General features: G+C 41.2%; 16 protein-coding genes and 3 pseudogenes. 10 read left to right on the forward strand and 9 right to left on the reverse strand.

All coding sequences use genetic code 11. The features are described 5' to 3' along the window. From LZG71_RS30780 to LZG71_RS30085, 6 genes are all read right to left on the reverse strand, one after another. Positions 1–317 (reverse strand): IS66 family transposase zinc-finger binding domain-containing protein (locus tag LZG71_RS30780; RefSeq protein ID WP_409013704.1); only part of this gene is annotated, 317 nt, incomplete at its 3' end. A gap of 42 nt (positions 318–359) precedes the next feature. Then, positions 360–509, reverse strand: coding sequence for a hypothetical protein (locus LZG71_RS30070; RefSeq protein WP_233826951.1), 150 nt, complete (start codon positions 507–509; stop codon positions 360–362). Between the two features lie 57 nt (positions 510–566). Continuing rightward, entirely contained in the window at positions 567–875 is a 309-nt protein-coding gene (gene tnpB, locus LZG71_RS30785; protein WP_409013703.1) for an IS66 family insertion sequence element accessory protein TnpB, read from the reverse strand. Between the two features lie 48 nt (positions 876–923). Then, a complete protein-coding gene (gene tnpA, locus LZG71_RS30075) occupies positions 924–1217 on the reverse strand; it encodes an IS66 family insertion sequence element accessory protein TnpA (RefSeq protein ID WP_233826953.1) in 294 nt (97 codons plus the stop codon). A 149-nt stretch (positions 1218–1366) separates the two neighbouring features. Further along, on the reverse strand, positions 1367–2899 hold the full coding sequence (locus LZG71_RS30080) for a hypothetical protein (RefSeq protein ID WP_233826955.1): 1533 nt from the start codon (positions 2897–2899) through the stop codon (positions 1367–1369). 344 nt (positions 2900–3243) lie between these two features. After that, positions 3244–3606 (reverse strand): transposase, encoded by a 363-nt coding sequence (locus LZG71_RS30085; RefSeq protein ID WP_233826957.1) that lies wholly within the window; start codon positions 3604–3606, stop codon positions 3244–3246. Positions 3607–3690: 84 nt separating this feature from the next. Between LZG71_RS30085 and LZG71_RS30090 the strand changes: the two genes are divergently transcribed. From LZG71_RS30090 to LZG71_RS30115, 6 genes and pseudogenes are all read left to right on the forward strand, one after another. Then, positions 3691–3999, forward strand: a complete 309-nt coding sequence (locus LZG71_RS30090; RefSeq protein WP_233826959.1) for a transposase — start codon at positions 3691–3693, stop codon at positions 3997–3999. After that, a complete protein-coding gene (locus LZG71_RS30095; protein ID WP_233826974.1) occupies positions 3996–4724 on the forward strand; it encodes an IS3 family transposase in 729 nt (242 codons plus the stop codon). Before LZG71_RS30090 ends, LZG71_RS30095 begins: the two co-directional genes overlap by 4 nt. A gap of 137 nt (positions 4725–4861) precedes the next feature. Further along, positions 4862–5185, forward strand: a complete 324-nt coding sequence (locus LZG71_RS30100) for a hypothetical protein (RefSeq protein ID WP_165940237.1) — start codon at positions 4862–4864, stop codon at positions 5183–5185. A 59-nt stretch (positions 5186–5244) separates the two neighbouring features. Then, positions 5245–6456, forward strand: coding sequence for a group II intron reverse transcriptase/maturase (gene ltrA / locus LZG71_RS30105; RefSeq protein WP_233826961.1), 1212 nt, complete (start codon positions 5245–5247; stop codon positions 6454–6456). A gap of 81 nt (positions 6457–6537) precedes the next feature. After that, positions 6538–6729, forward strand: a pseudogene (locus LZG71_RS30110) (IS3 family transposase); the annotation flags it as partial. A 589-nt stretch (positions 6730–7318) separates the two neighbouring features. Then, positions 7319–8281 carry a hypothetical protein gene (locus LZG71_RS30115; RefSeq protein WP_233826963.1) on the forward strand — a complete coding sequence of 321 codons (963 nt, stop codon included), beginning with the start codon at positions 7319–7321 and terminating at the stop codon, positions 8279–8281. A 21-nt stretch (positions 8282–8302) separates the two neighbouring features. On the opposite strand, the gene LZG71_RS30120 is transcribed toward LZG71_RS30115, so the two are convergent. Further along, positions 8303–8572 (reverse strand): hypothetical protein, encoded by a 270-nt coding sequence (locus LZG71_RS30120; RefSeq protein WP_233826965.1) that lies wholly within the window; start codon positions 8570–8572, stop codon positions 8303–8305. Positions 8573–8577: 5 nt separating this feature from the next. Further along, positions 8578–8970, reverse strand: a complete 393-nt coding sequence (locus LZG71_RS30125) for a hypothetical protein (protein WP_233826966.1) — start codon at positions 8968–8970, stop codon at positions 8578–8580. Positions 8971–9109: 139 nt separating this feature from the next. Here LZG71_RS30125 and LZG71_RS30130 point away from each other — a divergent pair. The 4 genes and pseudogenes from LZG71_RS30130 to LZG71_RS30145 all read left to right on the forward strand — a co-directional run bounded on the left by LZG71_RS30130 (position 9110) and on the right by LZG71_RS30145 (position 13929). Further along, positions 9110–10412: pseudogene (locus LZG71_RS30130) on the forward strand (type ISP restriction/modification enzyme). Positions 10413–10853: 441 nt separating this feature from the next. Further along, the gene (locus LZG71_RS30135) at positions 10854–11147 is read left to right on the forward strand and encodes an HU family DNA-binding protein (RefSeq protein ID WP_233826968.1); all 294 of its coding nucleotides are present in this window, start codon (positions 10854–10856) and stop codon (positions 11145–11147) included. A gap of 585 nt (positions 11148–11732) precedes the next feature. Continuing rightward, positions 11733–12935, forward strand: coding sequence for a site-specific DNA-methyltransferase (locus LZG71_RS30140; protein WP_233826970.1), 1203 nt, complete (start codon positions 11733–11735; stop codon positions 12933–12935). A 667-nt stretch (positions 12936–13602) separates the two neighbouring features. Beyond that, complete coding sequence (locus tag LZG71_RS30145) at positions 13603–13929, forward strand: helix-turn-helix domain-containing protein (protein ID WP_233826972.1); 327 nt, start codon at positions 13603–13605, stop codon at positions 13927–13929. Here LZG71_RS30145 and LZG71_RS30150 read toward each other — a convergent pair. Continuing rightward, positions 13915–14535, reverse strand: a pseudogene (locus tag LZG71_RS30150) (transposase); the annotation flags it as partial. The gene LZG71_RS30145 and the pseudogene LZG71_RS30150 overlap by 15 nt on opposite strands.

The raw sequence follows: 14535 nt of genomic DNA on the forward strand, positions 1-14535 counted from the left end.
TCTGGAAGTTGACCGATTCGGACACCATCACCGTTTTTAGGCGCATACTTATAGCGTATGTATCTTTTGATCAAAAAGCGGGCAGGTTCATAATCGAGCTCGTCGGTGACTTCCTTGCCAATACATACCATTTCAGAAAGATCGCCAGTGGGGTAAATCTCGATCGCCCGGTGACCCGGTTCTTCGACAGGTAAGTGCGATGGAAGTGCTGCACGGCCTTTGTGATTAGGCCTGCTACGGACGTAACTGATCTTTTCTTTCAGGATTTCTTCTTGTGCGGCAATTTGATCGGCGGGCGCTTCAAAGGGGAGTGCAATCTGGGCAGGATCACTTTCGAAGCGTTCCCGTTTTTGCCCAAACTACATCCGCTTGTACATCGCAAGCTGCGATTTGAGATAAGCATTTTCATCTTCCAACTCTGCAATACGCACTTCATTGTAGGACTGCTTTTCCTTGTTTACAAGGGCTATTAGTTCTTCTTTTGAAAGCGATTCCAGAGACATATCCATGCACTAAAGATACAGATCCGGAAGCATTTCAGCTAGTAAAATGTGCCTTTTTTGCACCTAAATGTGGAATCTCGTCTTCTGTATGCTCTTTTGTATCTGTATGCCCTCTACCATCAGAACTAGCTCAGCCCAACTCATAGATACGCGTCCATCCATTGCTTTGGGTAGAGAAAACGTTCCTTTTTCAAGTCGTTTATAATATAAAACAAAGCCCCCGTTTTCCCAATGCAGCAATTTGATATGGCTCCGGGGCCGGTTCAGAAATACGAATACTTCACCGCTTGTTGGATTACGGCCCAGCTCTGTACTTACAAGGCCACAAAGCCCGTCAAAGTGGTCCGCCACCGCGGCCCTTACGCATATCACAACGGCCCTGGTAAAGAAAATAGTGGTGCGATGAACTCAGACTGAACATCAGTAGAGCCTGATCAGTTGGGAAAGCACAGCATGGTCTTTCACTTGGTAATTTACCTTCACGCCATTTGGGTAGACAATCTGGCAAGAATCACTTGATGCAGATTGTTGGCCTGATATCTGAACAAAGCCACCTACCTTTTCGGAAGGCAACCGCGCGGCCAACTTTTCTTTCCCCGCCCAGTAACCAAATTTGGCTACCGTCATGCCATGTGGCTTGCAAAATTCACTCTGAGTTAGGCCACTTTTACGCCATTCTCTTACTAATTTGAACATCTCTTCCGACTGATCCATTTTGATTGGTTTTTAAGTCAAAAGTAAAAACCACGTTTCTAACAAGAAATATGTGGTTCATAGGATGCTTACGTTGTAATCCTGGAAATAGAAACAGCCGAAACATTTTCGGCTGTTTTTGAATTATAGAACTACACAATCAATTTGTGCTACTTTTTGAAAATACTAGCTATTGTAGTTGGAACTCCTATTGATATATTCAAATATTCATCTTTTGCCAGAAAATCTCGGTGATCTATCGAAATACTTATTATTTCCTTGTATCGAATCGAGAACTTGTATCCAGAAGTTAGTTTTGAAATTATAGGGCTATCCCGTAAATCAGCAGTGACCGCATATTGAAACCTTGCGCCAAAAATCGGCTGAAAAAATAAATAGATATTGCTTAAATTAACTTCGGTGAAAATCCCGCCGGACACTATGGCTTGATTAAGTGTATATTTTTGTACGATCCTGTTACTGGTGTCCGGGAATGCACGTTTTAACATTCTTGGATCTATTATTACTTGTCTACTGTATTGAATCGTATCAATTTTAGATGAAGAAAACCTAACGGTTGGTGTAGTTATTCTTTTTGCAAATTCAAGATGAATTGCCGGTGCTAGTCTCATTCCCCTCTTATTTTCAATCTTCGGTTTAACTGGGAAAATGACATCTGTGTAGAAACCGATACTCTGGATTTTTTCTCCCCTGTTCATTGTTTCCGAAAATCTTCCAATCTTAGATTGATTGTCTACTAAGTCACTATCGTCGAGCCTGTAATAAGTTGTATTACGATGAACCAATGTGTCCCTACTAAAATTGGGATGCAAGTATATTCCAAATCTTAACCACAGATTCTCATTAACCATAGTGGTAAACATGGGCTCAATTGATAAGCCTGAGATTTTGTTGGATGGATTGAAATGGTCATAAGTTGTCCCTGCAAATAAAATCAACTCGTTTTTATGAAATGGTATTTGGGGCGTAGGCTCTTGTGCCAATACTTTAATTGTAAACAATTTATCTTTTTTGAATTCGGTTTCTGCTTTTAGTTTGTAAAACAGTTGAACCTTATATGTCATTGTTAGTTTAATGGTTGTATCCGGCAAGATATTTACTTCAACCATTGCAGTACTAGGGAGGCTGCCTTTTTTAACATCTTTGCTTAAATAGTCCTTAAACGTGGCCTTTATTGGTTCATTTTCAAAGGTAAAGAAGTAATCTATTGATTCTCCGGCCTTTCCCGTGAAAGATACGGTAGAACGGGTTGTTACTGTTTCAGTCTTTGATCTGGTAATTGTTAGAAGTGTATCGCTGAATGCAGCTTTAAACGTATCAACGTCATCAGCAGCAATTTTCTTCTTCACAATGCCATCCAATTCCAGCTCTGCTAGCATCACAAAGGATTTAGTTTTATTTCTGGCATAGGCTTTTTTTGTTTGACCGATTAGGTTGCCAGTATTATCAAGAAGGGAGATGTAAATAAAATTATTTTTGAATGCTGCCCTTTTTATCTCATTGCATTCAATGATGTAATCTGTGTTTGCTCGATCAGGTGCGAGCAAATAGTTATTGTCCAGAACCCACAATCTCAAGTCAGCTTCGACTGAAGAATTAGCCCCAGTGATAAAAAATTTTTTCTGAGCAAAAGATTGAATTGAGCATAGTAATCCCAAAAGGATGAGTGTGAAGTTTTTCATTAGAGGAGAGTTTAAATTTATTGCACCAAAATACACTAAATAGTCGAAATGTTTTGGAACAACTAGTAGTATTTATTTATAGGTAGAAAATTAAAAATAGTTTGCACTTAATCGTCTTGAGAAAAACCTGCCTGCTAAGCACGCTCTATACACGCAACCAACGCCCAGCTCTGTAACCTCCAGGGCTTGGTTGACCGTGCCGAAATTATTTGCAACCCCGAGGAGCTGCGCTGTTGGCCTCGCAAATGCATGCCGGATCTTGGTTGCACATTTACCACAACAGTATTACAAAAGTGTAAGCAGTCGGCCATCCCCCTATTTTTCCAAGAGGTGTAATACAGAGATTATTGATTCAGTTTCCAGCGGTTTGGAAGAAGGTCTGAGAATCTACCATCATAATCAGGATCATTCATTTTACGAAGAATATCCAGCAGCCAGTCGTGCGGATTTACTCCATGCTTTTTACATGTGGCGAAAAGAGAATAGATCATGGCAGCATTTTGAGCAGTGTCATGCGTGCCTGCGAAGAGGTAATTACGCCGACCCAATGCGATTGGTCTGATAGCATTCTCGATCAGATTATTATCGATTTGTAAATCTCCATGGAGCGCATATAGTCTCATACTTTCCATCAATGGAAGAGCATATCCAATCGCCTTTCCAATAGGCTCTGTGGTAGTACTTTGGGATACTCCTGCTGCATCCATTCGTGTAGTTGGGTGAGTATCGGCAGGGTGGACCTGCTACATTTAACTGGACACTGAGTTAAGCATGATCTAACTTAGTGAATTATGAAAACAAGTAGAAGGCAGTACGACGAAAAATTCAAAATGATGGCCGTCAATCTCTCGGTGGCCAAGGGCTCCATCAAAACGACCGCTGCTGAATTGGGCATTGCCGCTCAGCTTTTGACCCGATGGCGTCAAGAGCGGTTAACTCCCACAGGAAAGGTTGCTACTCAGGGAGCTCAACTCAGTGGAGAGCAGCAAGAGATTTTGCGGTTGAAAAAAGAACTCCGACAAGCTGAGCTAGAACGCGATATATTAAAAAAGGCGGTCAGCATCTTCTCCAGGAACGACGGGAAATATTCCGATTTATAAAAGCCCAACAAACTGTTTTTCCCGTTGAGTTGATGTGTAAAATAATGAAGGTGAGTCGAAGTGGCTATTATTGCTGGCTGTCGCAGCCAGATAGTAAACGAGAATTCGAGAACGAACGTATTTTTGAATTGATAAAAGCCTCATTTTCAGCCAGCAAGGAAAGGTATGGAAGTCCTAGGATCACGAAAGACCTTAACGCGCTTGGGCATAAGGTTTCCCGTCCCCGAGTGGCTAGACTAATGCAAAAAGCGAAGATCAAAAGCCTGATTCAGAAGAAATATGTGGTCAACACAACTGATTCGAAGCATACCTATCCGGTGGCAGAAAATCATCTAAATCGAGGCTTTACCCCTGTGATGGCGGGTAAAGCCTGGGTTTCCGACTTGACCTATATCCACACGCGGGAAGGGTGGGTGTACTTGACAATGGTTATGGACTTATACGATCGCAAGATTATCGGCTGGGCATTAAGCGAGTCAATGAAAGCCATCGATACCACCATTCCCGCCTGGCAGATGGCCCTTAAAAATAGGCCAATCACCGGTGATCTAATTTTCCATTCAGACCGAGGTATTCAGTATGCCTGTTATGCGTTCACTGATTTGATCAAACAGAGCTCAACCGTATTACAAAGTATGAGTAGGAAGGGAAATTGCTGGGACAATGGTGTGCCACGAAGGCTTTTTAGGAAGTTCGAAAGACGACTAGAAAGTCATGCTGCATAAATGACGAGGGAAGGCCCCTCGAAGTCTGGGTACAGGCCCTGGCTTCAAACCACCACGAGCTGCTAAGATCAAAAGTCTTGGTAGTGAGCGTCGTTGGAAAAGGCATAAAAAAAAAATGTCAGGTAAGAATTAAGAAGATGAACGAAAGTGAACAGTCGATGACATATCGAAAAGCAATTCAACTAACGTCAAAACCGGGAGGCGTTGTTATTCCGGGACAAATCCAGACAATACCTGTTTATGGGCTGGGTGGCGTTCGGTGTAGAGGCTGCATGATCTTAATTCAGGCTTTTATGTGGAACGTGGGAACCTGCTGGTTTAATGTAAAGGGAAGAGGTTCCGAATGTTATGGAACTGCAAGTACCAATGTGAACCAGAGGGGCGGAGTAACCCGTAGTAGTGAGGAGATCTGTGAAAGCAGATGGAGCGAAGGGGTTACGTTATTCGGTCAAAACTATTAGTCAACCAATAAAGGGAGGAACTAAGAGTAATGGCAAGGTCATTTAATATCAGTAGGCAAATGGTTTGGGATTCCTATCTTAAGATTAAGGCTAACAAAGGTTCAGCTGGTATTGATAGGCAAACAATGGATGATTTTGAAAAAGACCTGCGCAAGAATCTATACAAAATCTGGAATCGGTTAACATCAGGAAGTTACTTTCCCCCAGCTGTCCGCAGAGTTGATATACCGAAAGGAAATGGTAAAACCAGACCACTTGGTATACCGACTATTTCTGATAGGATAGCCCAAATGGTTGTGAAGGATATCTTGGAGCCTATCATAGATCCAAGTTTCCATCATGACTCGTACGGATATCGTCCTGGAAAGTCTGCACTGGATGCTGTTTCAACAGCAAGACAGAGATGCTGGCGGGATAACTGGGTTCTGGATATGGATATTCGCGGTTTCTTTGATGCAATCGATCATTCTTTGGTTATGAAAGCGATATCTACCTTCACTAACGATCGGTGGGTGCTGCTGTACATTAGAAGATGGTTGGAAGCAGATGTCATGTTTCAGGATGGTACTGTGGAGAAAAGGACAAAAGGTACACCACAAGGAGGTGTAATCAGTCCACTTTTAGCCAACGTATTTCTTCACTTTGTATTTGATAAATGGATGGAAAAGCAATTTCCAAACGTTCATTTTGAAAGGTACGCTGACGATATCGTTGTGCACTGCCGCAGTTACAAGCAATTAAAACTAGTGGAAAGTAAGCTAAGAGATCGCTTCCATGCTTGTAAACTGGAATTATGTACGGAGAAAACCAAAATTGTCTATTGCAAGGATTCGAAACGTACGGAAAACTTTGAGTGCTGTAGTTTTGACTTTTTGGGATTTACATTTAGACCAAGAAGTACTCGCAATCAAAAAGGTCAGTTTTTCGTAAGTTTTTCACCAGCTGTATCGCAAAAGAAATTAACCTTAATGCGGAGCACGATCAGAAGCCATCCTATCATTTCAGGAAGCTACAGTAACAGTATCGAAGAGTGTGCCCATGATTTAAATCCAATCATTCGAGGTTGGATTAATTATTACGGTAGGTTCGGAAAGTCTTCATTAAAAGCTCTTTATCGCTATATCAATGATAAGCTAACAAGATGGATAATGAGGAAATTCAAATCTTTACAAAGAGGTATCACACGAGCGGGTAAATGGTTGAAGAATCTGTATTTGCAAAATCCTAACTTATTTGCACACTGGAAACATTTCAAGTGGGTGACTGAATAACAAGAGCCGTATGAGTCGAGAGGCTCACGTACGGTTCTGTGAGAGATTTAGGGGTGAGATTCCCCTTTATCTACTCGACCGGTGGCAGAAAGTTTTTTTAAAACGCCAAAGACAGAGCTTATTTACCAGCAGGACTTTATTACAAGAGCCATAGCCAAACAAAGTGTATTTGAGTATATCGAGATTTGGTACAACCGCCAGAGGAGGCATTCCGTGCTGGGTTACCTATCCCCGGTTGATTTCAGTAAAGTGTCATTTCAACAAGTCGCTTAAATTTTTGTCCAGCGTTTTGTTGCAAGTCCAAACTTATTTAAGCATCTTAGCAGTTGTGTCCAGTTTTTGTGCGATAGGCATCACATTTTATCAAGCTTATTTGCAACGAACTCAACAATACGCATCGGTCATACCAATACTTGACTGGTATCATACGGGCCGACTAGATGACAACATGAGAGGCTCGGCTGCGACCGTAGCTAATTCGGGGTTTGGGCCAGCTCTGATTGATAGCATCCAGTATTACTATCAAGATAAACGCTATTACGATATGTACAGCCTTATCAAAGAGATGAAGGCAAAAGCGCATATTAGGGACTCCACTTTATTAATAAGCGATTTATGGGAAGACAAGGTAATTCCGCAAGGAGAGAAAATTTATCTGTATCAAACCACCAATCAGGCGGTAGTAAGCCAATGGCAGCAACAATGTCAATTTATAAGTTGTGTGATCTATTATAGGTCAATCTATGGGGAGCATTGGGTACTTGATCCCCGTAAGCCTAAACACAGCCGTAATCGAAAATTGAACTGATGGTATCAAGATTTTATTCATAAAACTTACTCCGACACTGAAAGCCTGGAAAATATGAAAAAAATTCTCCGTTTAATGATTTTTGTTTTTTTCTCAATTCAAGCACAAGCACAAGAGAAAACGTTCTTAAAATCAATTGACAAAAAATTATGGATACCCTTCAGATGGACGAGTGACAGTTTGGGTGGACGATTCTATGACCGTTTGTCGATCAATATTGATGGTAAAATCAACAATGTACCTTATCCCCTCGAACTACAATTTGATACGGGGGCTTCCAGCAGCATTTTGTATGGCAACACGCTTAAATCATTGGTTAAAGTACAACCCAGCTTAGCCGCTCAATGGCCTGAGTTAAAAAGCGATACAGTAAACCAGTGGACACAAATCAATGTTGAGTTATCCATGCCACTCACCGGCTCCCGAGTAAGCAAAGCCTACGTAATGAATCGCTATGGTCAAACCGTTTCGGCTGAAGAATTCAAGGAAGGCAAACCAATTCATATCGGTTCATGGGGATTGGATGCTTGTTTAGGAAAAATCGTACTTCTTGACTTTCGGAATCAACGTATTGCTTTCTTAGACCAATCCGTCAATGAAAAACTGGTCAGTTTTGTACTATTTAAATTGGAGAAAAACCGGATCAAAGTTCCGCTTACCATTAATGGAAAGGAGTTTTACTTTCTCTACGATTCGGGTGCCAGTTTATTTCCCATCATGACGGTTAAAAAGGGTTGGGACTCCATTAATCCTGTAGCGACTAGTGATACGATTAAGGGCGTCAGTACATGGGGAAAATATTATGATGTATATGGAGCCCCTCTTGCCGCTAAAGCTTATCTGGGGGATACCCCACTCAGCTCTAAGACAATCTATTACCACCCTGATCCGGATAAGTATCATGAGCCCATTTTTGATGAAGCGGGCGTGGTTGGCAGTATCGGCAATAGCTATTTTTTTGATCAGATTCTAGTCATTGATTTTAGAACCAATCGATTTGGCGTAGTAAAGAAATAATATCACGACTACCATTTTAAATTAAGCTCTCTTTGAACGCATAGCTTTGAGATGCTTTAGCGTACCCTCTCCAGTAAGTTGTTGTGTTAAATCAGGTATTAATAGGAAAAGAAGCTTTCTAGTTCCAATGAAAGGAATGTTGCTTCTATATTCTCGGACTAAAGACAAAACGAGCATGTGAGCTATTGATGTTTTCTTTTCATGCTCTGCCGCATCGTAATAAGCCTGACGGGTGACACCAAACAGGTCGCAAAGACTTCCGAGGCTTTCTTCCGGATGTTTCTGCCGCATCCTTTTTACCGTTTGGTACCAGGCTTTTTTCTGATCTTAATATGAACTTCCTGTTCACTTACTTCGATCATAGTTTGCAGTCCGCTGATCTTCAGGTTTGCCTTTTCAAGTTGCTTCGTTAAATCCTGGACTTGTTTGGCCAGAATTCTGGTCTTTGAATTCTCAGTCATTTTGTCAATTGCTTCTGCTGCCACTTCTCGTGGCTTAACATTAAACGAAGAAAATTCGACTACCCATGCGCCAACAGTTTTTCGATTTAGACTGTATTTTCGAGCAGCAGCCCTCTGACCAATTAATCCGGAATTGATTTCATGAACAATCTTCTTCTTTTCGGTATCGCTCAATCTTTCATAAGGTTTCCGAGTTTTCACAGTAACTTTTTTCTCTTTTGCTTTCATCCTTTTTTGCTTTTGTGTAAAGCTATTTCAGGACAATACAGAAAAGGCGACCATTCATTATCACGACATTGGCGATTATCTAAGTCAATCCGATAAATTGGAAATCATTCGTAAGTTTAAGACGACGTCGAATGATAAAATGTCGTGGGAAACACTTTCTCCAAACGAACATGGAGACTGGATAAGTCAAAGAAATAAAGGATTTAATACTTTTATTGCATTAGAGCCTGGCAAGAAATTTGACAATGGTACAAAGTCTTTCTTTAATACTTTTTCCTTGGGACTTGGTACAAATAGAGATTCATGGATATACAATTCATCTGTACATAAGTTGTCAACGAATATGGAAAAGGCAATATTCTTTTACAATAGTCAAAGGTCTGACTATCATGTTATTAAAAGAAACTCTACCTCCTTGCATATCAACGAATTCTTAGTATTTGATTCTACTAAGCTTAGTTGGACCGACTCGGTAAAGAGAGATCTTGAAAAAAATGTCCTTTACGCATTTAATAAAGAACTTCTATCAATTGGCATGTATAGACCTTATTTTAAACAAAAACTTTACTATTCTAAGGATTTAATTCATAGGGTTTATCAAAATATCAGACTTTTCCCAAATAACAATCTTAAAAATCTTGTCATATGTGTTTCATCAGTTGGATCTAACAAAGGATTGTCTGTGTTAATTTCAAATCTGGTTTCAGACTTACACTTCAACGGTGATACTCAATGCTTCCCATTACATTATTACGAAGAAACCCAACGCCAAGCCCCATCATTATTTGATGGTGAGGGACAAAGTAACTTTGTAAGAAAGGATGGAGTGTCAGATTTTATCCTAAAACGTGCCCGAAGTCAATATGGCAAGCAAGGAGGATATATTCTTTTACGTTTATGGTTTCCTACATGCTCCAACGTATCGCACCACGTTTGAAGCTGACTTAAAAAAGATGCTCCCAAAACTGCCATTGGTGGAAAAAACAGAAGATTTCTGGGCATTCAGCAAAGCGGGTCGCAAACTTGCGGATCTACATATCAATTATGAAATCGTCGCCCCAGCTGATGGTGTCACTGTAAAAGGTGATGAAAGTGGTTTCTTCAAAGTTGAAAAGATGCGGCATCCTAAAAAGGATCAGAAGAACACCATCTATTACAACAGCCAAATCACCATTGAAAACATTCCCGACAAAGCCTATCAATACATTGTCAACGGCAAAAGCGCCATTGACTGGATCATGGAACGTTACCAGGTGACAACACACAAAGAAAGCGGCATTAAAAACGATCCCAACGATTGGGCCGATGAAGTAGGAAATCCACGTTACATCCTGGATCTGTTGCTAAGTGTGATACGTGTGAGTGTCGAGACCCTGAATATTGTGAATTCGTTGCCGGTGCTCAAGTTTGAAGAGTCGTTGGCGGTTGATTTGGAGGAGTGAATTAACCAGCCAATACTGCATACTTAATTAAAGTGTGATGGTTCATGACATTCGCTACACTTAGAATATTTTTCATTTGCTGGTATCAAAGCAAGAGCCAGAAGATCAACAAGAAATTATAGTCCACAAGTAGAATGTCCGACTCCCCCGTTTGGGGATAGAACGGATTAGCCCAGAGCGAAGTGAGGGCTATGACTGATAGCCCGACCTTTGGGCATGCTGCCAAAGGCCGGGCTACGTTGTATGGGGATTGTATGAATCACTCCTGAGCGCTTTAACTGTTTAAAAGAAAACCGATTTTATAAACCTGTTTCCAAGAGCACTTTAATGCATTCGCCACAGCGTGAAACAAAGAATAATCCATGCATATACTTTTAGCACATGCATTGATAATTAGCCCATTACCGCTACATTTGCCATTTCATTTACGAGTAAAAAGACATGACAAAAGCAGAATTAATATCAACAATCACCGACAAGACAGGGGTAAGCAAAGAGCACGCTGAGGCCGTACTGGAATCTTTCTTTGTTACAATAAAGGATTCACTGGCAGAGGGAGAGAATACTTACTTCCGTGGTTTTGGTAGTTTTATAACCAAACAAAGAGCGGAAAAGACCGCCAGAAATATTTCAAAAAATACGACCATGGTCGTTGCTGCCCACTGCATTCCGTTTTTCAAACCTTCAAAAGAATTTGTCAGTCAGGTAAAAGAAGGGCAATTGCCGACTGCGTAAGCAGGTTGCTTTGATTATTCTCAATAAAAGGCCTTTGCGATCATTTCGCAAGGGCCTTTTGTTTCTATACAAGTAATAATTTACTCATCCTTAAATAGTTAAGTTGTGGCAAAACAGTCCTGAGAAGTTGTACCCTTTTGCGAGCTTTCCGCCTGGCTGACCAGAAACCAATCCTCAATCTGGCAGCATTACCCTGAATTACCCGGGATTTCACCTTATGGCTGATCAGCCAGGAAGAGAGGGGGCGTTGAAAAGTTGGACTTTATTGCTACCCTTCTTGTGCATTTACTTTGTGACATCAATCTAGCGGGCCAGTAACTTTTCAAAAGGAAAAGGCATCGGGCTTCACTGTCAACCAAATCCAATGCTCATGTTCACAACCAACCCCTGGGTGGAGAATTCGGAAGAGTTGACCATAAGATTTCGTAGCAAACTGACCATCAGCGGACTATCAATAAAACATATTCTAAATTATAATCAATCAGGTATTTAAATCCGTCAATTTGAACCGAAATGTCCTGTTGGTAATTTCCGAATTGAGGTGGTCAGTGGCTCCGAATTCTCCACATAAGTGAAAAGTTAAAAATGTCGGTCCAACTATTTGATATCCTGCGTCTAAAGAGCAAAGCGGAAATATCCGAGCTTTGTCGGAAAATTGGTATTAGCTATGATTTGTTGAAATACTATAATGATAACAACATCCTGGCTTCTTCTTCTGAGTTGGACGCAATCACCTCGCAAACAAGTGTAGAGAAATTTGAGATCATGATCTCGATGGGAATAATGAGTCGTGAATTAAAGAACATCCTCGCGGTGAATGCTGAAAGGATTTCACATATCCTAATTGACGACAATGCAAAAAAAACATCTGATACAGATGATCTGAAACCTGAGTTAACAACAGATTACGGGTCTCTGTATAGAGCTGACTGTATGACAGTCTTAAAAAATACTGCAGATAATTCAGTCGACGTTGTTTTTGCAGATCCACCTTTTAACCTTAATAAAAAATATCCGTCAAACATGAATGACAACCTGATAGAGGAAGAGTATCTATCCTGGTCAGAAAAATGGATTGACGAATGTATCAGGATTTTAAAACCAGGCGGTAGTTTTTTCCTTTGGAACATTCCGAAGTGGAATACATATCTCTCGGATTTTTTGAATCAGCGCTTAACTTTCAGACACTGGATTACTACCGATATCAAATATTCGCTTCCGATTCAGGGGAGGTTGTATCCGTCTCATTACTCTCTACTTTATTACTGTAAAGGGAAAAAACCAAATTATTTCAACTCTGACCGGCTTCCGATGGAGATATGTCCAAAGTGCAAGGGTGATCTGAAGGATTATGGTGGGTACAAGGACAAAATGAATCCAAAGGGAATCAGTATGACCGACGTATGGTATGACATTCCTCCGGTTCGCCACACAAAATATAAGAAGCGAAAAGGAGCTAATGAGCTTTCTATTAAATTGTTGGATCGTATCTTAGAGATGTCTAGCCAACCGGGTGATGTAGTTTTCGATCCTTTTGGGGGCAGTGGTAGTACGTATTTGGTCGCTGAGCTAAAAAAGAGAAGATGGCTTGGCGTAGAAATAGGCCCGGTGGAAGACATCATTGCCAGATTCTCAGACATTGAATCGGAACGGCCATTATTAGACAAATACAGAAATGGTTATAATAGACTGTTTACCAAGGAAGGCCTGGCTGAAAGGAAAAAACGTGGACTATGGACAAATGAGACTTTTAAAAAAGATCAGGTCCTGGTTCTTGATCTGGATTAGGTTGAATATTCAGATCGCTTTCAACTAAGGTAACAGCTTAAAGATTAGCGTCCTATAGAGAGAGACAACAGCCTCTCTTTTTGATCTTAATATATATAATCTTAAAATTTTTTGTCGCCCATTGCCTTTAAGGGACAACATTGTCTTTTCGTTCGGTTAACAAGCACCCACCCGTCCGTTATTTTTTCAAACGCATTAATGATTTTCTGCAATAGAGGACTTTCCTGACATCGGACATCGTAGGGTGAATTCTTCGATGTCGACTGCTTCCCATTTCCGGATGCTGCCGTAGCGGTATACCAATCGCCTGTGCATACAATACGCTGTTGATCGGATCAAACTAAAATTCTCCAAAGTTAAGGTCGAATTAGAAATTTCTTTAAACGCAGAGACCGTTTTGGGTTTTTCTTGAAAGAGTGGATATTCCGGAGCATGTTGACCCCCTAAAAGCCGGAATGTTTTGGAATGTTAAAGTAGCCTGATTCGCTGGAATCGCCTGCCATTCCGGCACATATTGACCCCCTTAAAAGTTGAGAACGGAACGTACCGGAGCATGTTGACCCCTCTAAAACGGATTTCGACATGGTGTACCGGAGCATACTGCCCCCCTCTTAGCGTTGGTTTTGGTTTATTTAGTGATCTTTTAATGACTAAAAGCAGATCACTGATGGCTGGAAAACCAAGACCTATGAGCCAGATTAAACAACTTTTACGATTACATTCTCAAGGCTATTCCATCAAGGCTATCGCCCGTACGCTCGGTATAAGCAAGAATACCGTGAAGTCGTATTTAAGCAAACTGGAATCAGTCAATATCGAGCCGCAGGAATTATTGCAACTGGAAGATCCTGCACTGGAAAACAAGTTCCATGCAGGCAATCCGGCGTACAAAGATCCAAGATACGTGCATTTGAAGGGTAAACTTGATTACTTCCGAACCCAACTAAAAGATGTAGGCGCAACGTATCCGGCCTGCCAACTACATATTTGTTAGTTGCTGAACTTTGTTAAAGTTTTGCGGATATAGGTCAGTAATGTTTTTATGATTGATTGTGGAGATGTTTTAGCAGGGTGTTTTTAGCCAATTGTAGGGATTGATATTATGTTTTTTGCAGATCGCAAAGAAAGAGTATATCATGGCAGCTCGCTGTGCTGCTTCGTGTGATCCGGCAAAAAGATAATTTTTCCGACCTAGGGCCAAGCCGCGTATGGAATTTTCAATCTGATTATTATCGATCAGCAGATTTCCATCATGTAAATACGCACTGAGCGCATCCCAGCGATTATAACTGTACTGCATCGCCTTTCCAATCTGGCTTTTTGGGAGCGTACTTTTAATTTGTTCAAAGATCCATTTGCCCAGCTCATTGAGAACCGGAAGGGAGTCGGCCAGCGTAGCTCTTTGATTTCGGCAGTATTCAGCATCTGCTGGCTGGCTTTCCGCTCCACAGCGTACAGCTGCTGGATCATCGATAGCGCTATTTGCGACCTAATTTTGTCATTATCTAGGGCTCGTTCAAAACGGTCCGCCGTCGCGGTCTCTTCGCGCATGCGCCCAGCAAGCCAGATGGGTAACGTCCTTGCGTTTTCCGTGCTTTTC

Origin of the sequence: Dyadobacter sp. CY312 (assembly GCF_021390535.1) — a bacterium.
Taxonomy (GTDB): Bacteria; Bacteroidota; Bacteroidia; order Cytophagales; family Spirosomataceae; genus Dyadobacter.

What these genes read in the sequence shown, in the direction of transcription:
- LZG71_RS30070 (WP_233826951.1), bottom strand. Translation starts at nt 509, where the DNA reads ATGGATATGTCTCTGGAATCGCTTTCAAAAGAAGAACTAATAGCCCTT.
- tnpA (WP_233826953.1), bottom strand. Translation starts at nt 1,217, where the DNA reads ATGGATCAGTCGGAAGAGATGTTCAAATTAGTAAGAGAATGGCGTAAA.
- LZG71_RS30080 (WP_233826955.1), bottom strand. Translation starts at nt 2,899, where the DNA reads ATGAAAAACTTCACACTCATCCTTTTGGGATTACTATGCTCAATTCAA.
- LZG71_RS30085 (WP_233826957.1), bottom strand. Translation starts at nt 3,606, where the DNA reads ATGGATGCAGCAGGAGTATCCCAAAGTACTACCACAGAGCCTATTGGA.
- LZG71_RS30090 (WP_233826959.1), top strand. Translation starts at nt 3,691, where the DNA reads ATGAAAACAAGTAGAAGGCAGTACGACGAAAAATTCAAAATGATGGCC.
- LZG71_RS30100 (WP_165940237.1), top strand. Translation starts at nt 4,862, where the DNA reads ATGAACGAAAGTGAACAGTCGATGACATATCGAAAAGCAATTCAACTA.
- ltrA (WP_233826961.1), top strand. Translation starts at nt 5,245, where the DNA reads ATGGTTTGGGATTCCTATCTTAAGATTAAGGCTAACAAAGGTTCAGCT.
- LZG71_RS30115 (WP_233826963.1), top strand. Translation starts at nt 7,319, where the DNA reads ATGAAAAAAATTCTCCGTTTAATGATTTTTGTTTTTTTCTCAATTCAA.
- LZG71_RS30120 (WP_233826965.1), bottom strand. Translation starts at nt 8,572, where the DNA reads ATGCGGCAGAAACATCCGGAAGAAAGCCTCGGAAGTCTTTGCGACCTG.
- LZG71_RS30125 (WP_233826966.1), bottom strand. Translation starts at nt 8,970, where the DNA reads ATGAAAGCAAAAGAGAAAAAAGTTACTGTGAAAACTCGGAAACCTTAT.
- LZG71_RS30135 (WP_233826968.1), top strand. Translation starts at nt 10,854, where the DNA reads ATGACAAAAGCAGAATTAATATCAACAATCACCGACAAGACAGGGGTA.
- LZG71_RS30140 (WP_233826970.1), top strand. Translation starts at nt 11,733, where the DNA reads ATGTCGGTCCAACTATTTGATATCCTGCGTCTAAAGAGCAAAGCGGAA.
- LZG71_RS30145 (WP_233826972.1), top strand. Translation starts at nt 13,603, where the DNA reads ATGGCTGGAAAACCAAGACCTATGAGCCAGATTAAACAACTTTTACGA.